Below are 20,269 nucleotides of genomic sequence, written 5' to 3'. Positions count from 1 at the left end.
ACGTGTTGACCGGAATATTTTCATCCGGACGGGGTACTGCAACTGAGGCCGATTCTGACAGCTTAATGAATGAGTTAATTCATACAATAACGATTGATATACCCTTTATAATTTCGTTCTAGATCATTTTTCACCCTACACGACACATACACTGCCTCTGAATGTTATTCCGCTGGTTTTACCGTTTTTTCCTGGTTGCTCTGGCCACTGGTTTGCTTGCCGCATTGCTGGTGGTGTTTGCTGCCCTGGTTACGCTGCCCTCTCTGCCCAGTCTTGAAACACTGACTGATTACCGTCCCAAAATCCCGCTGAGAATTTACAGTGCCGACAATTTGCTGATTGGTGAATTCGGTGAGGAACGCAGGGATTTCATCAAAATCGAGGAAGTGCCCAAATCACTCAAACAAGCGATTCTGGCAGCCGAGGATGATCGTTTTTATCAGCATTACGGGGTGGATTACATTGGTGTTTTACGTGCCATCTATTCCAATTTCAAGGCGGGCGGCGCGCATCAGGGGGCAAGCACCATTACCATGCAGGTGGCACGCAATTTCTTTCTGACCAAGGAAAAAACGCTTACCAGAAAATTCAGTGAAGCCTTGTTGGCTTTCAAAATCGAGCACAGTTTAGAGAAAGATCAGATCCTCGAGCTGTATATCAATCAGATTTATCTCGGACAGCGCAGTTACGGCTTTTCTTCCGCAGCACAATCTTATTTTGGTAAACAGCTCACCGACATCAATCTGGCGGAAGCAGCCATGCTGGCCGGACTTCCCAAGGCTCCTTCCCGGTTCAATCCGATCGTTAACCTGGAACGGGCAAAAACCCGGCAGCAGTATGTGCTGAAACGGATGCACGAACTCGGATATATCTCTGCTGAACAGTTTGCACGGGCAAAAGAGACTGCGATTGCCATTCATCGCCGGGTGAAAGTCTTCGCCATGCCTGCTGATTACGTCGCAGAAATGGTGCGGCAGATCGTTTACGACCGCTACCGTGAAGAAGCCTACACTCGCGGAATCAAGGTCTATACCACGCTGAGAAAAACGGATCAGGAAGCAGCCTACCGTGCGTTGCGCAAAGGCGTCATGGAGTATGACGCCCGGCATGGTTACCGCGGCCCGGAAGCATTCCTGAAACTGCCAAAAGATCTCAAGGACCGCGAAGCATTGCAGGACATCATGCAGGATATCGGCAACAGCGATGACATCCTGGCAGCAGTCGTTCTGTCTGCTACGCCCGGTGCCGTCGAAGCCTTCCGCAAAAATGGCGAAACCATCCGGATCACAGGGGATGGTCTGAAAGCAGCTCACCGATTTCTCAGTAACGATCCCAAAATCGGCGAGAAGCGGATACGCCCTGGTGCGTTGATCCGGGTGAAGAAAACGGAAAAAGGTAGCTGGCAGATCGTTCAGCTGCCAGAAATCGAAGCTGCACTGGTTGCCATGGACCCGAACAATGGCGCCATTCGTGCACTGGTAGGCGGGTTTGACTACCACCTCAACAAATTCAATCATGCCACGCAAGCCTGGCGCCAGCCGGGATCGAGCTTCAAACCGTTCGTTTATTCTGCCGCACTTGAAAAAGGCTTTACCCCGGCTACGATCATCAATGACGCACCATTGTATCTGGGGCCGGAGCAAACTGGCGGCAAAGCCTGGGAACCCAGGAATTATGATGGCAAGTTCAGCGGCCCGATCAGAATGCGCACCGCACTGACACATTCCAAAAACCTGGCATCGGTCCGTATTCTTCAGGCGATTGGCCCGGCTTACGCGCAGGATTACGCCACCCGTTTCGGTTTCGATAAGAAACATCACCCGGCAGTCCTTCCCATGGCACTCGGTGCCGGCTCGGCCACACCGATGCAGATGGCCATCGGCTATGCCACTTTTGCCAATGGGGGCTACCACATTCATCCCTATTTCATTGAGCGGATCGAGGATGAACACGGAAACATCATCGAACAGGCCCGCTTTGCCACTGCCGGCCGAAATGCCAAACAGGTCATCGACCCGCGCAATGCATTTTTGATGACCAGCATGATGCAGGATGTCGTCCAGAGAGGAACCGCTGCCCGGGCCAGAGCGCTCAAACGTAATGACATTGCAGGAAAAACGGGGACGACCAGTAACGCGGTCGATGCCTGGTTCTGCGGTTATCAGAAAGATCTGGTGGCGGTTACCTGGATGGGATTCGATGAACCCAGATCCATGGGAAACAGAGAAACCGGAGGGCAGGCCGCTTTACCCATCTGGATCGACTACATGGCCACGGCACTCAAATCGATACCGGTTGCAAAAACTTCATCTCCCAAAGGCATCATCGTAGCGAAAATCAATCCTGAGACAGGCATGAGAGATATATTCGGAACACTCAATGAATACTTCTTTCAGGAGCAGCTTCCGCCTGAAATGGATTACTCTTTCCAGGATCCCGAGTTCACTGATCAGACGGAAAGTCCGATGTTTTGAATCAGGATCCGTTTTTCAGGAACCGGATCTGCATAAACGCGGGTTGTGAAGAAGATCAGACGATACCCGTTCCGCTTCAGCAATCACTTCTTCACCTATGTCAGCAGGGAACGGGGGAAATAGGTACCAGTCTATCCGATCATTTTTTCGGCTCTGCTGAAACATCCTGGCCCGGTTTCAGTCCGTTCAACTGTTCGATCAGCGCCCGTCTTTCATTTTCCGTTTCCTGATAGCGCATGTAGAGTTCATCCAGCTCATCCGTATAGCGATGGACCCTTTCAGCACGTTCCTTGCGTTGTCTGGCTACGTCTTCATACTTCGGTGCTTCGCCATTGATAATGACGTCACTGCCGGTCGGCAGTGCCTGCTCAATCTGCGTGATTTCGTGGCGTCGCAGTTCCTGCAGCATTTGAAACCGCTGAAACAGGATCTGCTGTTCCTGTTGCTGCTGCATGATGGCCGCCTCCAGCTCGAAAATCTGTTTTTCATTACCCGCTACCGCTGGTACAGACATTGAAACCAGCAACAAACAGAAAAACAGCAGTTTCATACAGTTTTCCTCCCGAACGATCCAGGCCGAAATCTTACAAGAATCAGATATGAATGGCCCGCTTATCCACGCCCAATGCAGCTTCATGCAGTGATTCGGAAAGTGAGGGATGGGCGTGTACGATACGCGCCAGATCTTCACTGCTGGCGGAAAATTCCATGGCAACTACGGCTTCTGCAATCATCTCGGAAACATAAGGACCCACCATGTGTACACCCAGGATACGATCACTTTCCGCATCCGCCAGAATTTTGACGAACCCGGTCGTTTCTCCCAATGCACGGGCACGCCCATTGGCCATGAACGGGAACTGCCCCGCTTTGTAGGCAACCCCTTCTGCTTTCAGCGTTTGTTCGGTTTTACCTACCCAGGCAATCTCCGGCGCGGTATAGATCACCCATGGCATCATTCCAAGATCCACATGGCCAGATGAATCAGTTGCTCCCTGCCGGCCTGATGCTATCCGTTCGGCAACGGCAACACCTTCCTCGGAAGCCTTGTGTGCCAGCATCGGCCCTCTTACGACATCTCCAATTGCATATACATTTTGCAGACTGGTCTGGCAGAATTCATCCACGCTGATATATCCGCGCTCATCGAGCTTCAATCCCGCTGCTTCAGCCCCCAGACCGGAAGTGTTAGGAACTCGTCCCACGGCTACGATGAGTTTGTCCACCTTCAGGTTCTGTGCATTCTTGTCACGATCGACGTAGTCGATCTCCACACCGTTTTCACTTGCTCGGGTCGATTTGATCTCGACTCCGGTATGAATGGTGAGTCCTGTCTCGCGTGTCAGCGCTTTATAGGCCTCTTTGGCCACCTGTTCATCCGCTGCCGGCAGAAAATCAGCCTGGGCTTCCAGCAGGGTCACTTCCGCACCCAGCCTGCGCCAGACGCTTCCCAATTCCAGGCCGATCACCCCCGCGCCGATGATGGCGAGTTTCCCGGGAGTCTGTTGCAAAGCCAGGGCGCCCGCATTGTCGAGCACGTTGTTCCCGTCGACCGGTGCCACTTTCAGAGTACGGGGCGTAGAACCTGTCGCGATGATGACATGCCTGGCATGTACCGACTGCTCTTTTCCATCGGCACTCACCTGGATTTCCCAGCTGTCATCACCGCCATCACGTGCCTGATCATGCTTTTGCAACGTTCCGCGACCATGCAGGGCAGTCACTTTATTTTTCTTGAACAGCATGCCAATGCCGCCGGTAAAAGCTTTGACGATCTTGTTCTTGCGAGCGATCATGGCCGGGACATCTATCGATAGTCCATCCACCTTGATGCCGTGTTCGGCAAATTTATGTCCGGCCCGTTCGAAATTCTCGGAAGATTCGAGCAATGCCTTGGAGGGAATACAGCCGACATTCAGACAGGTGCCACCCAGACTGGGTTTGCCCTGCTCATTTTTCCAGTCATCGATACATACGGTGTTGAGCCCGAGCTGCGCACAGCGGATAGCCGCCACATAGCCACCAGGGCCTGCACCGATGACTGCCACATCGAATAAATTATCCATATCAATTAAGGGTAAAAATAACTTGTTGTAAAATTAAACACTTACAAAGACACGCTGATACCGGCCGGATCGATTTTACTGATCTCGTCTGCTGCCTGGAGGAATCGTTCCATTTCATGCAACTGCGCCATAGAATGAATCATGTGTTGTCCGCGCATGCATTCCACTCTGGCCAGACTGGCAGCAGAGAATTCCCAGTGCAGAGATCCCAGCAGTTCATCTGCCGCATCGGCATCATTGCATACCAGCACCATATCACAGCCCGCCTGCAGAGCCTGCTCTGCCCGACGAGTGATGCTGCCATAATTCCTGGCGGCCTGCATACCCAGGTCATCACTGAAAATACAGCCTTCGAAACCCAGATCGTGCCGCAGAATGCGCTGCAGCCATCTGCTGGAAAAACCTGCCGAATGTTGGTCGATGGCCGGATAAATGACATGCGCTGCCATGATGCCGGAAAGTCCCGCGTCGATCATCCGGCGGAAAGGAATCAGATCTTCCTTCTCAATATCGGTGTAGCTGCGTGTATCAATGGCGGTTTCAACATGAGTATCCGCTCGAATCGCACCGTGACCGGGAAAATGTTTACCAACTGCTGCCATTCCCGCTGATTGCAAACCATTCATCAGGGCGCAAGCCAGATCGGCAACGACCTGCGGCTCTCGGTGAAAAGCACGATCACCGATTACGCAGCTCTGTCCGTAATCGAGATCGAGCACGGGTGTAAAGCTCAGATCGACACCACAGGCTTTGAGCTCTGCAGCCAGCACATAACCAGCCTGGCTCGCCAGGTGATGCGCCCGATCCGGGTTCCTGTCGCAGATTTCTCCCAGCACACGCATTGGGGGCAAACGAGCGAAACCATCCCGAAAACGCTGCACCCTGCCGCCTTCCTGATCGACTGCAATGAGCAGAGACGGGTATCGCAGCGCATGAATCTCCGCTGTCAGTCCGGCCAGCTGGGCCGGAGATGCGTAGTTCCGTGCAAACAGGATAACGCCTCCCACCAAGGGATGACTTAGTCGGACACGATCCGTTTCAGTCAGTTCTGTGCCCGCTATATCGAGCATCAGCGGGCCGAGGGACATCTCTATTTTTCCAGTACGACAAAGGCGCTTACCATGGTCAGCTCATCACTGATGGAAAGATGATGGCGAGTGATACCACGCTGTCCTATCCATTCAGCCAGCTCCTGCTGAAACTCAAAATAGGGCTTTCCCTGCGAATCATGCTGAACAGCCATATTTCCGAACATGACCGGAGCACGCAAGCCTGTGCCCGTTGCTTTGGAGAATGCTTCCTTGGCGGCGAAGCGCTTTGCCAGGAACAGTGCAGGTTTGATGTGCTCCAGGTAATCTGGCCATTCAGAATCTGCCAGCACACGTCTGGCAAATTGTTCACCGTAACGCTCCAGCGAGCTGGCAATCCGGGCAGGATCGACCAGGTCGGTCCCGATGCCGTATATCATGCACGCGCCTGCTGGAGCAGGGCTTTCATTTCGCGAACCGCTTCAGCAAAACCGACGAACAATGCCCGGGCAACGATGGCATGGCCGATATTCAACTCGGACAGCTCCGGTATGGCGGCGATCTGTACGGTATTTTCGTAATGCAGCCCATGCCCGGCGTTGACCTGCAATCCCCGGCCAAAAGCATAGGCTGCCATGGTACGAATTGTTTCCAGCTCGACCTGCTGCATTTCGGGTGTTGCAGCATCCGCATAACGGCCGGTATGCAGTTCAATTACGGGAGCACCTGCCTCGACTGCGGCATCGATTTGACCGGCCTGCGCATCGACGAACAGTGAAACGCGGATTCCCGCTTCTGCCAGGCGCTTGCACGCCACACTCACCTGCTGGAAATGGCGAATGACATCCAGCCCGCCTTCCGTCGTCAGTTCTTCACGTCGCTCTGGCACCAGGCAGATATCGTGCGGTTTGATCCGGCAGGCAAAAGCAATCATTTCTTCTGTTACGGCACTTTCCAGATTCATTCTGGTTTTAAGCCGATCACGCAGAATTACGACATCATTTTCCTGTATATGACGACGATCTTCGCGCAAATGCAGCGTAATCGCATCTGCACCAGCCACCTCGGCAACCAGTGCGGCTTCGACCGGGCTGGGATAAGTCGTGCCGCGTGCCTGGCGCACTGTTGCCACATGGTCGATATTGACACCCAGAGCTATCATGATTATTCAGTTTTCCCGCTTGTTTCCAATGAGTGATTTCTAAAACTTTCCCTTTTACTCATAACCCAGGCTCTTTAGTGCAGTGATATCATCCGCCCAGCCGGATTTCACTTTGACCCATACTTCCAGATAGACTTTGCTGCCGAACAGCATTTCCATATCCTTGCGCGCCTGTGTAGCCATATCCTTCAGTTTCTTCCCCTGCTTGCCAATGATGATAGCCTTCTGGTTTTCCCTTTCCACCAGGATACAGGCATGGATGCGTCGCAAATTACCCTCCACGGTAAACTGCTCTATCACCACGCTGACCGAATAAGGTACTTCTTCTCCGATCTGCCTGAACACTTTTTCACGCAGCAGTTCTGCTGCCAGAAACCGCTCACTGCGATCGGTGATCTCATCTTCGGCAAATAAAAAGGGATTTCCCGGCAAATGCTGACGAATTGCTTCGATCAGGGCAGATAACTGTCTGTTCTGCAAAGCACTGACCGGAACGATAGCAGAAAACTCGAACACATCTGCCATTTTCTGCATGAACGGAAGCAACTGCAATTTATCCGGCAGCAAATCAATTTTGTTGATCACCAGGACCACGGGCAGATTCCGCGGCAGTTGTTCCAGAACCTGTTCGTCCTCCCGGCCAAATCGACCTGCTTCAACCACGAATACAACGACATCCACATCCTGCATGCTTTGCAGAACGACCCGATTCATTACCTGATTGAGCTGGCTGCGATGGCGCGTCTGGAAACCGGGCGTGTCCACAAAAATAAACTGCGACTGTGCATCGGTCAATATCCCGTGAATGCGATGGCGAGTAGTTTGCGCTTTTCTGGAAGTAATACTGATCTTCTGTTTGATCAGATGATTCAACAGTGTTGATTTACCGACATTGGGCCGTCCCACGATGGATATATAACCAGTTTTGTAACCGGGTGCGTTCATGGCCAATGTCTTTTTCAGGTAAATTCAGGTAAAAACTGAGATTGATCGAGAAAATATAGCTTGTTGCTTATGGAGTGATGTCGACTCAATGCCTTACGATGGCAAGTTCGTAGGCTTGGCGTGCAGCTTCCTGTTCGGCCCGGCGGCGGCTGGTTCCCTCACCTCTCGTGCGAATGCCGAATCCGGGAATGACACATTCCACATGAAAAACCTGTGCGTGTGGATCACCCTGTGCCAACAGCACGCTGTACTCAGGCAGAGCGATTTTACGACTCTGCAGATATTCCTGCAGCAGGGTTTTGGAATCCTTGCCGGAAGTATCCGGATCCAACTGCCTGATCAGGGGTTCATACAATGCAACAATGACCTGCTCCACCACTGCAAACCCGCTTTCGAGATAAATCGCGCCAATGATGGCTTCCACTGCATTTGCCAGAATCGAAGGTCGATGATGCCCACCACTTTTACGCTCACCCTCGCCGAGTAAAATCAGCTCTCCGATACCCAGGGCGGATGCCAGTCGATGCAATGCCTGCTGATTGACGAAATTGGCACGTAATCGGGTCAGGTCTCCTTCCGGCAATGATGGAAAACGTTTGAACAGCAATGTTGATACTGCACAGTTCAGCACACTGTCACCGAGAAATTCAAAACGTTCATTGTTCGGAAAACCGAGACTGCGATGAGTAAGTGCTTCCCGGAGTAAATCGGGCTGTTTGAAGGTATAACCCAGTTTCTGCAAAAAAACTGCGTAATCTCGCCCTTTCAGCGTTTTTGTCTGCTTGTTTTTCGTATTGTGTGCAATAGGCCGGGAACTGGTCATCGATCACTGGCCGCATCGAAGTCGATCAGTAAAGAAAGGTTTGCAAACAGAGGTTTCGTAACTGTGTAGTTGATATCCAGCACGAGTTGCCCATCCTGCTTTCTAATGACGATATCATTTCCGTTTACGGATTTTATGGCATCCACGGCAGCGCGCTTGTTAAACGCCTGGCGAATTTCATGGACACCGGCATTATGCAACTCGGAATCACTGGCAATTGCCACCAGTGCCCGCTTGATTGCAGCAAACTCGATGTAAACAGGAACAAGTCTCATCCCCAGGATCGCCACCAGGATAATGATTACCGACCATGTCAGCAGACCCGGCAAACTCACTCCCTGCTGCCTTCTGTTCATCGAGGAATAAATCGGATTCATAGATACCTCCGCGACATACTGAAGATTCAAATCATTATTTGATCAACGTGCCTATTCTGCTCAGATCATTAAAATTCCACCAGATCAGAAAGGCTTTCCCGACGATATGATTTTCCGGCACGAACCCCCAGTAACGGCTGTCACTGCTGCCATCACGATTATCGCCCAGAGTAAAATAATTCCCTTCGGGGACCTTGCAGGAAAAACCTGTCCGGTCAAAGGTGCAATTCTCCCGATTAGGGAAGTGGTGAATAGCAGATAGCTGAATATCCGGCATATCTTCATTGATCAGGATGTCATGTTCGCTGCCATCCATATTCTCTTTGAACCGTTGAGTATAAATGTATGCCGGACCATCGATATATTTATAGTCCCCCCCCTGCTCCAGCTGAACGGGAACATCATTGATACTCAACTGTTTATTCCGGTAGGTAACCATATCTCCGGGCACACCGATCACTCGCTTGATGTAGTCGATAGAGGGATCCTCGGGAAAACGAAATACCATGACCTCGCCACGCTGGGGTTCATTCATATCAATGATTTTCAGGTTTGCTACCGGCAGTCTGATCCCGTAGGTGTATTTATTGACCAGTATAAAATCCCCGATCAGCAAAGTTGGAATCATCGAACCGGAAGGAATTTTGAAAGGTTCTACCAGAAACGATCTCAGGCTGAATACAATCAGGATGATCGGAAAAAAGCTTTTAGGATATTCGACCCACCATGGCTCTTCGGTATTTCCGGAAACACGTTTGTGCCTCAGCACAAAATAATCAAGCAGCCAGATCCCGCCCGTTACTACTAATAAAATAAGCAACACCAAAGGAAAGTTCATAATACCCCATGACCTAGAAATATACCGATCAACACCTTACTCATCCCGTTTGCCGGCACTTTTACTTGTTACTTGCCATCCACCTGCAGGATGGCAAGAAACGCTGCCTGGGGAATTTCAACATTACCGACTCGTTTCATACGCTTTTTCCCCGCTTTCTGCTTTTCCAGCAGCTTGCGTTTACGTGTAATGTCTCCACCGTAGCACTTCGCCAATACATTCTTGCGCAATGCCTTGACATTCTCACGCGCCACAATGTGAGCACCTATTGCCGCCTGTACCGCAATGTCAAACATTTGTCGCGGGATGAGTTCACGCATTTTCTGTGCCAATTCCCGCCCGCGGTGCTGGCTGCTGGCACGATGCACAATCAGAGACAAAGCATCCACCCGGTCGCTATTGATCAATATGTCGAGCTTAACCAGATCAGCCGCTCTGAATTCCTTGAATTCATAATCAAGTGAAGCATAACCGCGGCTTACAGATTTCAATCTGTCAAAGAAATCCATAACTACCTCGTTCAAAGGCATTTCATAGACCAGCATTACCTGCCTGCCCATGTATTGCATGTTTTTCTGGATACCACGTTTGCCGGTACATAATGTCATCACTGTGCCAACGTATTCTTCTGGAACCAGAATCGTCGCAGTAATAATCGGTTCCCTGATCTCTTCTATGCTGGACAGGTCGGGCAGTCTGGATGGATTCTCGATTTCCGTGATTTTGCCATCACGCAGAACAACCTGATAAACCACCGTGGGCGCAGTGGTAATGAGATCCATGTCATATTCCCGCTCCAGCCGTTCCTGCACAATATCCAGGTGCAGTAACCCCAGAAACCCACAACGAAACCCGAAACCCAGTGCCTGGGAAGTTTCCGGCTCAAAATGCAGAGAAGCATCGTTCAACTGCAGTTTTTCCAGTGCCGCACGCAATGCATCATATTGATTGGATTCGACCGGGTATAACCCGGCAAAAACCTGCGGCTTGATTTCCTTGAACCCGGCCAGGGGCTCACCGGCGGGGCGATCAGCAAGTGTCACCGTATCTCCCACTTTGGCAGATTTCAAATCCTTGATTCCTGAAATGATAAAACCCACCTCGCCAGCACTCAGAGATTTATGGCTTACCGCTTTCGGTTGGAAAACGCCCACTTCTTCACATAAATAATTTGCTTTGCTGGACATCAACAAAATCTTGTTGCCCGGTCTCAGTACACCATCCACGACTCGAACCAGCATCACGACACCCACATAGCTGTCAAACCAGGAATCTATGATCAGCGCCTTGAGTGGTGCATCGACATCTCCCTCAGGCGGCGGAATCTGCGCCACAATCATTTCCAGGACCTGATCCACTCCCTCACCGGTCTTTGCACTGATACGCAAAGCACCTTTGGCTTCAATTCCGATGATATCTTCCACTTCGGCTATCACCCTGTCAGGATCCGCGGCAGGTAAGTCGATCTTGTTGAGCACCGGGATCACCTCGACACCTTGCTCAATCGCGGTATAACAGTTTGCCACCGTCTGCGCTTCAACACCCTGAGAGGCATCAACAACCAGCAAAGCGCCTTCACAAGCAGAGAGTGAGCGGGATACTTCATAAGAAAAGTCAACGTGGCCCGGGGTATCAATTAGATTCAGCAGATAATTTTTACCGTCCTTGGCCTGATAGTGTAACGCTGCAGTTTGTGCCTTTATCGTAATACCGCGCTCACGCTCCAAATCCATCGAATCAAGTACCTGATCCTCCATTTCCCGGTCGGAAAGACCACCACAAAACTGGATGATGCGATCGGCAAGTGTGGATTTGCCATGATCGATATGCGCGATGATGGAAAAATTACGAATATGCTGTATCAAAAGAAATCACCGCTCGGGAGAAAAATCGACAAAAGCTAGAGACAAAAGGGGCGATTGTATACAAATCGACAGAGGGAAGATAGATTCGGCTGATTTCGCCAAAATAGCCTGACAGCCAAGTATACCCTGATGATCACGGAAGCAGCGAGAGTCTGTTAAATGCGTCAGCCTATCAACGATTGCTCTACCTCGATTTCTTATACCAAGCAGAATAGGAAAATATGAAAGCCGCGTCTTCCGGAATGGAAAATCCGACCTGTTCAACGAATCAGCCGTGAGATGAAATTAGGAGAGGTAAGCGCCAATTACATCTGAATCAAGGAAATAGTGACACAGCTCCTTATCCTCGTTGACAGCAAAAAGAACAGGAACACGATCATTGTACAATCGGGTCAAATGTTCATTCCCGTCAATATTGATTACTTCCAGCTCAAACCAGGATTTTTTTTGTAATACCCGCAGGGAAGCAATCATCTCTTCACACAGATGACAACCTTCCCTTCCATATACGACCAATTTCCTGGGTTCTACCTGATTATTCATTGCACCAGCAGCAAATCTTACCCATTTATCTTTATAGTAATAAAGGTCGTAATATCTCCCCTTTTTATCAGCAGAGCGATATTCCGGCCTTTTTTGGCATCATCCAATAGTTTATTGAACTGCTGGATAGATTTTATATCCTGGTTATTGAACCCCAGAATGACATCTCCGGGACGAATGCCTGCACTGCTGGCAATTCCGTCATAGACCTCTTCGACCAGCAGACCGCTATCAATTCCAAGCTCATTCTTCTGGCTTGCAGAAAGTTCTCTCAGAGCAAGCCCTAACCTGCTGGTGGCATCTCCTGATTTACTTTGTTTCTGGACAGTAGTACTACTGTCATCTCCAGGCATTTCCCCTACTGTAACAGTCAGTTTCTTGACTGAGCCATTACGCCATACTTCAACAGATACCCTGGCATCCGGTTTCGTATTTCCGACTATGCGGGGTAAATCACTTGAAGTATCGATACCTTTACCATCGAATCTCAGAATCACATCCCTTATCTTGATGCCTGCCTTGTCAGCCGGCCCGTCTTTCTCCACAGAAACAACCAGCGCGCCACGTGACTTATCCAGATTGAAAGATTCCGCCAGCTCATCTGTCATTTCCTGGATCATGACACCGATTTTTCCTCGTGAGACTTTGCCGTAAGCCTTGAGCTGACTGGTAATTTCCATTGCCACATCGATCGGAATAGCAAAAGAAAGCCCCATGAAGCCACCCGTACGGCTGTAAATCTGGGAGTTAATCCCTACGACTTCTCCTTTCATATTGAACAGTGGCCCACCAGAGTTGCCTGGATTGATTGCCACGTCAGTCTGAATAAAAGGAACATAATTTTCCTGGGCAAGCGATCGCCCTTTCGCACTCACGATCCCTGCTGTAACTGTATTCTCAAAACCAAAAGGGGCACCAATGGCGATCACCCATTCGCCAACTTTAAGCTGATCAGGGCTACCCTGGGTGACTACCGGCAAATCATCCGCATCAATTTTTAACAGAGCTATATCCGTTTTTCGATCGGTCCCTATCACTTTCGCACCAAACTCACGCTTATCGGTCAGTCTGACCGTGATTTCATTGGCTGATTCGACTACATGTGCATTGGTCAGAATATAACCATCCTTACTGATGATGAAACCTGAGCCCAGTGAACGGGATTCATATTTTCTCGGGCCGGAAAAAGGTTGCATATGCCGGCGAAAAAACTCGTAAAAAGGAGAATCTTCGGGGATGTTGGGAATTCCCGGAAAGAAATGGTTCGCATCTATCTGCTGCGTTTGTACGGTACTAATATTGACAACTGCTTGCCCATGCTTTTCCACCAGGTCAGTAAAATCCGGTAAATCCTTCGCATGCAATGAGGCAGACAACATAAACGCTGCTACCAAAAGACAAATCGCAAAAATACCCTTGCGCCATATATCCGCAACTGTAACCGTATTTATCAAAAACCTGGATCCTATACCTGAATGGAAATTATTCCGGGAGATTATGTCAGCCATGCAATCACCAGTTAAGAGATAGTGTTTATTTTCTTATATAGTTGGGCCGGTGCGCTATTCAGCAGATGCAGCAGACTGTTCCCCGACTACCTCAGCAGGGGAAGATATTCCGGTGGCTGGATAACGAACTGATCTTTCATAGGTAAGATCCCTGTAAATCAGAGGATCATTATTGTAGTGGGTGTTTACAGGCATAGAAGGAGATGAATACGCAGATACCGGCTGAAAAGTCATTAACGAACGAGGCCCTCCGACAGGCGCAGTCTTTCCGTTATTTTTTTCAGCCACATATATTTCTTTAAGTGTCGTTTCATGCTGTTCCATTGATTGAGATATCAGCCATCCAATCGATAACGCAGCAACCGAAGCGGCAACCGACAGACCCAGCAGCTTTTGTTTACGATTTTGGTGGGTTTTGTGTGGATAAGGTGATAATAAAAGTGGCTCATCAGCCAGTTGATTTCTGACCTGTTCCGATATATCTATATTAACGGCCGACTGACGCAACGAATCACCGATTGCATGATAAATTTTCCAGTCAGAAAACAAATCGTTGTCGGTTTTGACTGCGTTAATAATCTTGGCAGCATGAGTGCCATCAAGTTCACCATCCATCAACTCAGAAACTTTATTTCTCACAATTTCACCTCTTGTCACCATCTTTTACTTTTATCAGTACCCAATAAAGGCCTTAATTTGTCGGCCACAGCTTCACGTGCCCTGAATATCCGGGACCGCACCGTACCAATAGGACAATTCATGATATCAGCAATCTCTTCATAACTAAGCCCTTCGATTTCCCTGAGAATAATCGCCGTGCGCAACTCCTCGGGCAGAGCTTCAAGCGCCTGATTTACGGTTTGGGCAACCTGTTTGCCCATAAGTTCACTTTCCGGAGTGTTTACTTCCCGAAGCTGATCGGCTCCTTCAAAATTTTCCGCCTCCTCGGTACCGAACCCATTTACAGTTGCAGGAAGCTTACGACCTTGTGATACCAGAAAATTCTTGGCCGTATTGACCCCGATCCGATATAACCAGGTATAAAAGGCACTATCACCGCGAAAAGAAGGTAATGCCCGGTAGGCCTTGATAAAAGTCTCTTGAGTAATATCCTCCACTTCAGCAGGATCACGGATGAATCGCGATAATAAACGCGCCAGTCGTCTCTGATACTTGATAACCAGCAGGTCAAACGCACGCTTGTCACCTCGTTGTACCTGTTCTACCAACTGCTGATCGATTTCACGATCACTCATCTCTCAGATTCCCGGGATAAGGAAGATATAAGCGGGCTTTATTTAACAATTTGCAACCTTCTGTCTCAATCACAAACAACCATTCATCATTAATTCAGCAACGCAGCATATTGTTGAAACACAATAAAACACCTCGCTGCAAGCAGCTGGGTATTAACTGCGCCTTCCAAGCCCGCTGGCTTTCAGCCAGCCTTCGCGCCCCAAGGGGCGGGGAATTGAACCCGCAGAGATTAAACCGAGTCATGAGAATCTGCATCTTCAACCACCCCGGGCTCGATACGCTCTACTTTCAACAAATGCAAACGACGGCTGTCCGCTCTCGTGACAGTGAAATTGAAACCCTCAATAGTAATGGATTCTCCATTTTTAGGAAGCCGGCCAAATTTATTGATAACGAGACCGCCAATCGTATCAAATTCCTTGTCACTGAACGTTGCGCCTAATGTCTCATTGAAGCTGGATATTTCTGTAATTGCCCTGACACGATAGTGACCATCCGTATCTGCAACAATGTAAGCATCATCTTCATCAAAATCAAATTCGTCCTCAATATCTCCGACAATCTGTTCCAGGACATCTTCGATCGTGACGAGCCCGGCTACGCCACCATACTCATCAACGACGATAGCAATATGGCTACGGTTACTGCGAAAATCTTTAAGCAGAATATTCAATTTCTTGGACTCGGGTATATAGATCACCGGGCGCAGCATATCCCTGATATTGAATTCTTCCCTGCTCGCGTAATAACGTAATAAATCCTTTGCCAGCAATACACCGATAATCTGATCTTTGCTGCCATCCGTAACCGGGAAACGCGAATGAGCAGTCTCCATTACAAATGGAATAAACCCTTCCGGTTTCTCACTGATATCAATGGTGTCCATTTGCGAACGAGGGATCATGACATCACGTACCTGCATTTCAGAAACCTGCATCACTCCCTCAATCATAGCCAATGCATCTGCATCAAGCAGGTTGCGCTCATAAGCAGAATGCAACAGAGCCAGCAATTGCTCACGATCTTCCGGTTTGCGCGAAAGTAATGTACTGATATGCTCAAACCAACCGATTTTAGGGGAGGTTTCGTTCATGAAATGTATATAACATCGGGAATAAAAAAGACTGTCTCACGCGTGCTTATATCATCTCAATGTTGAATGACATAAGGATCGGGGTAACCGAGTCTGGTGATAATCTCTGTTTCGAGTGATTCCATCACCACTGCATCTTCATCGCGGATGTGATCATAGCCCTGCAAATGCAAAATACCATGGATAGTAAGGTGAGCATAATGAGCAGTCAGATCTTTGCCTTGCTGCTGTGCCTCGTTGCAAATCACTGGCGCACACAACACAATATCACCCAAAAGCGGAACATCGTCGTCATACACAAACGTCAACACATTGGTTGCCGAACTTTTGCCACGAAAGTCGCGATTGAGTATTTCGCCTTCCTGCCTGTCAACAATACGAATAACCACCTCTGCAGGTTTACTTAGTGCTGCTTTAACCCACTTACGAAACAATCGTCTATTCGGAATATCCGTCTTATCAGCCACGTACTGCACTGTCAGTACGAGTTCCTGCTCATGATCTGGCGACTCAACCGGATTCTTTGTCAGGGGCATATTTCTCGTAGGCATCTACTATACGTTGAACCAACGGATGACGGACTACATCTTCCGTCCTGAAGCGGGTAAATGCGATCCCGTTTACATTCTTCAATACTCGTTCTGCTTCAACCAAACCGCTCTTCTGATGCTTAGGCAGATCTATCTGCGTTATATCTCCGGTGATAACGGCTTTAGAGCCAAAACCGATACGTGTCAGAAACATCTTCATCTGTTCAGCCGTTGTATTTTGTGCTTCATCCAGAATGATGAATGACTGATTAAGAGTACGGCCGCGCATGAAAGCCAATGGCGCAATCTCGATGATCCCTCTTTCAAAATGCTTGCTGACTTTTTCAAATCCCATCAAATCATACAGAGCATCATAAAGCGGTCTTAAGTAGGGGTCCACTTTCTGCACCATATCTCCCGGCAAAAACCCCAGCCTTTCTCCAGCTTCCACAGCTGGACGCACCAAAATAACACGACTGACCAGTTCACGCTCCAGCGCATCCACTGCACAGGCAACGGCAAGATAAGTCTTACCGGTACCTGCCGGGCCAATACCAAAAGTAATATCATGTTTCTTGATCTGAAAAAGGTAATCAGTCTGCCGGGCAGTACGGCCCTGAATATTGCCGCGACGGGTAACAAGCTGCAAGGAAGTTGCATTGGAACCGGCAATAGCCCTATCCGAGTCCCCAAGAGGAGGTGAAGGATTATTTCGAATTTCAATCAGGCCCAGCTGTATTTGTTCCACACTGAGGTGATGGTACGAATCATCATAAAATTTTTTTAGCGCCTGAATTGCCAGATGAGTATGTTCTACAGAGCCATAAAGCTTAAAATGCCCCCCTCTGCGTGAAATCATCACATTGAAAGCATACTCAACCTGTTTGAGGTTTTCATCCAGTGCGCCACAAAGGTTGGCCAGGCGTTCATTGTCCGTGGGAGAGAACATCAGTTCAACCGGCTTGGATTTTGTTGCCGCATCAAGTGTCATTGTCGTGCTTGGACTTTGGCAGTAATCAGATAAAACCGCAAGCCAATGGCAACACTATGATCATTGCATATCAGAAATTTCACCACGCAATGTATGAGATGAAACCGCTGTTATTCTGATATCAATAAAACTTCCTGTCAGCCCTGCATGCCCGGCAAAATTGACTACCCGATTATTGTCTGTCCTGCCACAAAATTCGCCAGGATCTTTTCTCGACGGACCTTCTACCAAAATACGCTGGACAGTGTCGACCATGCCCTGACTGATTGCTTGTGCATTAAGCTGAATTTTTTCCTGCAAACGATACAGTCTTGTCAATTTTATCTGATGTGACGTGTTATCCGGCAAATCAGCAGCCGGTGTTCCTGGACGCGGGCTGTAAATAAAACTGAAAGATTCATCAAAATGTACATCATCAATCAGTTTCATCGTTGCTTCGAAATCATCCTCTGTTTCTCCAGGAAATCCGATAATGAAATCGGATGATATTGATATATCCGGACGAACGAGACGCAATTTGCGAACAATGGATTTGTACTCAACGGTAGTATAACCGCGCTTCATTGCAGCTAATATTCTATCTGATCCGGATTGCACGGGCAGATGTACATGACCAACCAGCTTCGGTAAGCGTTGATATGCTTCAATCAATCGAGCTGTAAATTCCCTCGGATGAGAGGTGGTATATCGGATGCGTTCTATACCGGGAATTTCATGAATATAGTCCAGTAGTGTAGCAAAATCGGCAATCTCACCATTGATCATTTTGCCTAAGTAGGCGTTTACATTCTGTCCGAGCAGCGTAACCTCTTTGACGCCCTGTATTGCAAGTCCTGCTACCTCGGTAAGAACATCATCCAGCGGTCTCGAAACTTCTTCTCCCCGGGTATAAGGCACGACACAGAAACTGCAGTATTTACTGCACCCTTCCATAATCGATACAAAAGCAGTGGACCCTTCTGTACGTGCAGGCGGCAAGCGATCAAACTTCTCTATCTCAGGAAAGCTGATATCTACCTGGGGACGACCTGTACGCCTGCGAGCATCGATCAGATCAGGCAATCTGTGCAATGTTTGAGGCCCAAATACCAAATCCACAAACGGAGCACGTTTGACTATCTCAGGACCTTCCTGACTGGCTACGCACCCACCCACACCAATCAGAAGATCTGGTTTGCTGTTTTTAAGATGCCGTACGCGTCCCAAGTCATGAAAAACTTTTTCCTGTGCTTTTTCACGAACCGAACAGGTATTAAACAGGATCAGATCGGCTTCTTCAGGTGTTTCGGCCAACTCCATACCCTTTTCAGACAACAGGATATCAGCCATTTTGGCCGAATCATACTCGTTCATCTGGCAGCCGAACGTCCTAATATAAAGTTTGCTGCCCATCGTACCTCTTGTCAGAATTCAAATTAACCAATCCACCTGTACACATTTGTTTAACTGAAAACTACGAATCTTCTGATAAAAAAGCAAGCTACAATCCGGAAGCCAATCTGGCCTCAAAAGACTGCAACTTGCTGTTTGATGTATCTTCGATACTCAACAACTACATACTCAAAACTTACTCATCGTTGTTATCGTCTTCGTTGTCGCTGTTGTCACTGGAGGAAGCGGATTCGCTGTCGCTGCTGTCGTCAGCTTCTTCGGTTTCTTCATCTTCGTCCTCATCAGCTTCTTCATCATCCCCATCATCTTCCGGTTTCAATACCAGCTTGCCTTGAGCAATACTTGCATTCAAATCCGTCATCGGAACTTCTTCATGCACCAGATTCTGATGACAATCTATACAGGTCGCCCCTTCTGTTTCCATCTTTTTATGTTCAGCCTGAGCACTCTCTCCAGGAGGTGCCGGCTTCTTATGACAGGTGCGGCAAGTGATGCTGTCCCATTTCTTGAGATTCATTCTCGCATCATGAGCCATCTCCAGTCTTCTTTCATTAAACTTCTCCAGGGTGGAGTAGTCGTTGACCAGCTCCAGATACAGTTCTCTGGCACCATCTATCGCGTGTGTCGCTACCGCAAGATGGAAATTCTCTATTCCCTGAGGAATATGACAGTCCTTGCATCCCGGGTTAACACCCAGCGCACCATAGTGGGTGGATTGCTTCAACTCGGCTTGCGGATAAGTCATGGAATGACAGCTGGTGCAGAATTCTTCGGTCGATAATGCCGCTTCTCCACCAAAGACAACAGCCACCAGGACTATACCCAACAGTGCTCCTGTCAACAGAGTACCAATCGATCCTTTTTGCAGTCTGGTCATCACTATTTTCCTTTTTTGGCGGGTTTGGCACTGGCCTGGAATTCATCATGGAATTTGAATTTCGGCTCTCCTTCAAATACGCCTTCCAGTTTGTAATGTTCATGCATGGCTTTGACTTCCTTGACCATTTCATCAAACTTGAAGGTGTATTTCGCATCCACTTCCGGTGTAAACGGGGTGTAAGGCGCTTTGGCTCCTTTCCACGGTGAACCTTCGTAGTTCAGATGGCACGCACTGCAGCGTTCTTCAAAGTGGAAGTCCTGTCCTTTCTTTGCCAGATCTTTGCGAGGCGTTTTCTTGCCCGATTTCTCAAAAGCCTGCCCGCTCTTACGATGATCTCCCCGGAAGTTACGTCCAGGTCCATGGCAGGATTCACAGCCTACACCCGTCAGCATCGGTTTGGGCGATTCGATCGTATAGCCCCCTTTCTGACCAAATCCATCCACGTGACAACCTACGCAGTCTTTGTCCTGGGTGTAGTCCTTGGCCGGATCCAGTTT

At 48.8% G+C, this 20,269-nt stretch carries 21 protein-coding genes; 1 reads left to right on the top strand and 20 read right to left on the bottom strand.

Going from position 1 to position 20,269, the window contains the following annotated elements; all coding sequences use genetic code 11:
- Positions 1-161: 161 nt before the first annotated feature.
- Entirely contained in the window at positions 162-2,474 is a 2,313-nt protein-coding gene (locus B5D58_RS03960; RefSeq protein ID WP_011112801.1) for a penicillin-binding protein 1A, read from the top strand.
- 139 nt (positions 2,475-2,613) lie between these two features.
- Here B5D58_RS03960 and B5D58_RS03955 read toward each other — a convergent pair whose 3' ends face one another.
- The 20 genes from B5D58_RS03955 to B5D58_RS03860 form a co-directional block, all read right to left on the bottom strand.
- Complete coding sequence (locus B5D58_RS03955; protein ID WP_011112802.1) at positions 2,614-3,024, bottom strand: hypothetical protein; 411 nt, start codon at positions 3,022-3,024, stop codon at positions 2,614-2,616.
- 43 nt (positions 3,025-3,067) lie between these two features.
- Complete coding sequence (lpdA, locus tag B5D58_RS03950; RefSeq protein WP_011112803.1) at positions 3,068-4,540, bottom strand: dihydrolipoyl dehydrogenase; 1,473 nt, start codon at positions 4,538-4,540, stop codon at positions 3,068-3,070.
- A gap of 41 nt (positions 4,541-4,581) precedes the next feature.
- A complete protein-coding gene (gene nagZ / locus B5D58_RS03945; protein WP_011112804.1) occupies positions 4,582-5,628 on the bottom strand; it encodes a beta-N-acetylhexosaminidase in 1,047 nt (348 codons plus the stop codon).
- Positions 5,629-5,630: 2 nt separating this feature from the next.
- Entirely contained in the window at positions 5,631-6,008 is a 378-nt protein-coding gene (gene acpS, locus B5D58_RS03940) for a holo-ACP synthase (RefSeq protein WP_011112805.1), read from the bottom strand.
- Complete coding sequence (gene pdxJ, locus B5D58_RS03935) at positions 6,005-6,730, bottom strand: pyridoxine 5'-phosphate synthase (RefSeq protein ID WP_011112806.1); 726 nt, start codon at positions 6,728-6,730, stop codon at positions 6,005-6,007. Before pdxJ ends, acpS begins: the two co-directional genes overlap by 4 nt.
- A 54-nt stretch (positions 6,731-6,784) precedes the next feature.
- Complete coding sequence (era, locus tag B5D58_RS03930; protein WP_011112807.1) at positions 6,785-7,675, bottom strand: GTPase Era; 891 nt, start codon at positions 7,673-7,675, stop codon at positions 6,785-6,787.
- 85 nt (positions 7,676-7,760) lie between these two features.
- Entirely contained in the window at positions 7,761-8,498 is a 738-nt protein-coding gene (gene rnc / locus B5D58_RS03925) for a ribonuclease III (RefSeq protein WP_011112808.1), read from the bottom strand.
- Positions 8,495-8,875 (bottom strand): DUF4845 domain-containing protein, encoded by a 381-nt coding sequence (locus tag B5D58_RS03920; RefSeq protein ID WP_011112809.1) that lies wholly within the window; start codon positions 8,873-8,875, stop codon positions 8,495-8,497. Before B5D58_RS03920 ends, rnc begins: the two co-directional genes overlap by 4 nt.
- Positions 8,876-8,909: 34 nt before the next feature.
- On the bottom strand, positions 8,910-9,713 hold the full coding sequence (gene lepB, locus B5D58_RS03915) for a signal peptidase I (RefSeq protein ID WP_011112810.1): 804 nt from the start codon (positions 9,711-9,713) through the stop codon (positions 8,910-8,912).
- 68 nt (positions 9,714-9,781) lie between these two features.
- Positions 9,782-11,578: a translation elongation factor 4 gene (gene lepA / locus B5D58_RS03910; protein ID WP_011112811.1), complete on the bottom strand. Its 1,797-nt coding sequence runs from the start codon at positions 11,576-11,578 to the stop codon at positions 9,782-9,784.
- Between the two features lie 285 nt (positions 11,579-11,863).
- Entirely contained in the window at positions 11,864-12,121 is a 258-nt protein-coding gene (locus B5D58_RS03905; protein WP_011112812.1) for a glutaredoxin family protein, read from the bottom strand.
- Between the two features lie 17 nt (positions 12,122-12,138).
- Entirely contained in the window at positions 12,139-13,500 is a 1,362-nt protein-coding gene (locus B5D58_RS03900) for a DegQ family serine endoprotease (RefSeq protein WP_050731318.1), read from the bottom strand.
- A gap of 183 nt (positions 13,501-13,683) precedes the next feature.
- Positions 13,684-14,268 carry a sigma-E factor negative regulatory protein gene (locus B5D58_RS03895; RefSeq protein WP_143023694.1) on the bottom strand — a complete coding sequence of 195 codons (585 nt, stop codon included), beginning with the start codon at positions 14,266-14,268 and terminating at the stop codon, positions 13,684-13,686.
- A gap of 14 nt (positions 14,269-14,282) precedes the next feature.
- Positions 14,283-14,885 (bottom strand): RNA polymerase sigma factor RpoE, encoded by a 603-nt coding sequence (gene rpoE, locus B5D58_RS03890; protein ID WP_011112815.1) that lies wholly within the window; start codon positions 14,883-14,885, stop codon positions 14,283-14,285.
- Between the two features lie 230 nt (positions 14,886-15,115).
- The gene (locus B5D58_RS03885) at positions 15,116-15,979 is read right to left on the bottom strand and encodes an HlyC/CorC family transporter (RefSeq protein WP_011112816.1); all 864 of its coding nucleotides are present in this window, start codon (positions 15,977-15,979) and stop codon (positions 15,116-15,118) included.
- Between the two features lie 56 nt (positions 15,980-16,035).
- A complete protein-coding gene (gene ybeY / locus B5D58_RS03880; RefSeq protein ID WP_050731282.1) occupies positions 16,036-16,515 on the bottom strand; it encodes an rRNA maturation RNase YbeY in 480 nt (159 codons plus the stop codon).
- Positions 16,490-17,500 (bottom strand): PhoH family protein, encoded by a 1,011-nt coding sequence (locus B5D58_RS03875; RefSeq protein ID WP_011112818.1) that lies wholly within the window; start codon positions 17,498-17,500, stop codon positions 16,490-16,492. Before B5D58_RS03875 ends, ybeY begins: the two co-directional genes overlap by 26 nt.
- 60 nt (positions 17,501-17,560) lie before the next feature.
- Positions 17,561-18,892 carry a tRNA (N6-isopentenyl adenosine(37)-C2)-methylthiotransferase MiaB gene (miaB, locus tag B5D58_RS03870; RefSeq protein WP_011112819.1) on the bottom strand — a complete coding sequence of 444 codons (1,332 nt, stop codon included), beginning with the start codon at positions 18,890-18,892 and terminating at the stop codon, positions 17,561-17,563.
- A gap of 175 nt (positions 18,893-19,067) precedes the next feature.
- On the bottom strand, positions 19,068-19,769 hold the full coding sequence (locus B5D58_RS03865; protein ID WP_011111568.1) for a NapC/NirT family cytochrome c: 702 nt from the start codon (positions 19,767-19,769) through the stop codon (positions 19,068-19,070).
- A 2-nt stretch (positions 19,770-19,771) separates the two neighbouring features.
- The coding region (locus B5D58_RS03860) for a cytochrome c family protein (protein WP_078737647.1) at positions 19,772-20,269 on the bottom strand (498 nt) is incomplete at its 5' end.

It is taken from the genome of Nitrosomonas europaea (assembly GCF_900167395.1).
In the GTDB taxonomy this organism is placed as follows: Bacteria; Pseudomonadota; Gammaproteobacteria; order Burkholderiales; family Nitrosomonadaceae; genus Nitrosomonas; species Nitrosomonas europaea.
The sequence above is the reverse complement of the archived record's forward strand: the minus strand, read 5'-3'. Positions and strand labels throughout refer to the sequence as shown.

What these genes read in the sequence shown, in the direction of transcription:
- B5D58_RS03960 (WP_011112801.1), top strand. Translation starts at nt 162, where the DNA reads ATGTTATTCCGCTGGTTTTACCGTTTTTTCCTGGTTGCTCTGGCCACT.
- B5D58_RS03955 (WP_011112802.1), bottom strand. Translation starts at nt 3,024, where the DNA reads ATGAAACTGCTGTTTTTCTGTTTGTTGCTGGTTTCAATGTCTGTACCA.
- lpdA (WP_011112803.1), bottom strand. Translation starts at nt 4,540, where the DNA reads ATGGATAATTTATTCGATGTGGCAGTCATCGGTGCAGGCCCTGGTGGC.
- nagZ (WP_011112804.1), bottom strand. Translation starts at nt 5,628, where the DNA reads ATGTCCCTCGGCCCGCTGATGCTCGATATAGCGGGCACAGAACTGACT.
- acpS (WP_011112805.1), bottom strand. Translation starts at nt 6,008, where the DNA reads ATGATATACGGCATCGGGACCGACCTGGTCGATCCTGCCCGGATTGCC.
- pdxJ (WP_011112806.1), bottom strand. Translation starts at nt 6,730, where the DNA reads ATGATAGCTCTGGGTGTCAATATCGACCATGTGGCAACAGTGCGCCAG.
- era (WP_011112807.1), bottom strand. Translation starts at nt 7,675, where the DNA reads ATGAACGCACCCGGTTACAAAACTGGTTATATATCCATCGTGGGACGG.
- rnc (WP_011112808.1), bottom strand. Translation starts at nt 8,498, where the DNA reads ATGACCAGTTCCCGGCCTATTGCACACAATACGAAAAACAAGCAGACA.
- B5D58_RS03920 (WP_011112809.1), bottom strand. Translation starts at nt 8,875, where the DNA reads ATGAATCCGATTTATTCCTCGATGAACAGAAGGCAGCAGGGAGTGAGT.
- lepB (WP_011112810.1), bottom strand. Translation starts at nt 9,713, where the DNA reads ATGAACTTTCCTTTGGTGTTGCTTATTTTATTAGTAGTAACGGGCGGG.
- B5D58_RS03905 (WP_011112812.1), bottom strand. Translation starts at nt 12,121, where the DNA reads ATGAATAATCAGGTAGAACCCAGGAAATTGGTCGTATATGGAAGGGAA.
- B5D58_RS03900 (WP_050731318.1), bottom strand. Translation starts at nt 13,500, where the DNA reads ATGTTGTCTGCCTCATTGCATGCGAAGGATTTACCGGATTTTACTGAC.
- rpoE (WP_011112815.1), bottom strand. Translation starts at nt 14,885, where the DNA reads ATGAGTGATCGTGAAATCGATCAGCAGTTGGTAGAACAGGTACAACGA.
- B5D58_RS03885 (WP_011112816.1), bottom strand. Translation starts at nt 15,979, where the DNA reads ATGAACGAAACCTCCCCTAAAATCGGTTGGTTTGAGCATATCAGTACA.
- ybeY (WP_050731282.1), bottom strand. Translation starts at nt 16,515, where the DNA reads ATGCCCCTGACAAAGAATCCGGTTGAGTCGCCAGATCATGAGCAGGAA.
- B5D58_RS03875 (WP_011112818.1), bottom strand. Translation starts at nt 17,500, where the DNA reads ATGACACTTGATGCGGCAACAAAATCCAAGCCGGTTGAACTGATGTTC.
- miaB (WP_011112819.1), bottom strand. Translation starts at nt 18,892, where the DNA reads ATGGGCAGCAAACTTTATATTAGGACGTTCGGCTGCCAGATGAACGAG.
- B5D58_RS03865 (WP_011111568.1), bottom strand. Translation starts at nt 19,769, where the DNA reads ATGACCAGACTGCAAAAAGGATCGATTGGTACTCTGTTGACAGGAGCA.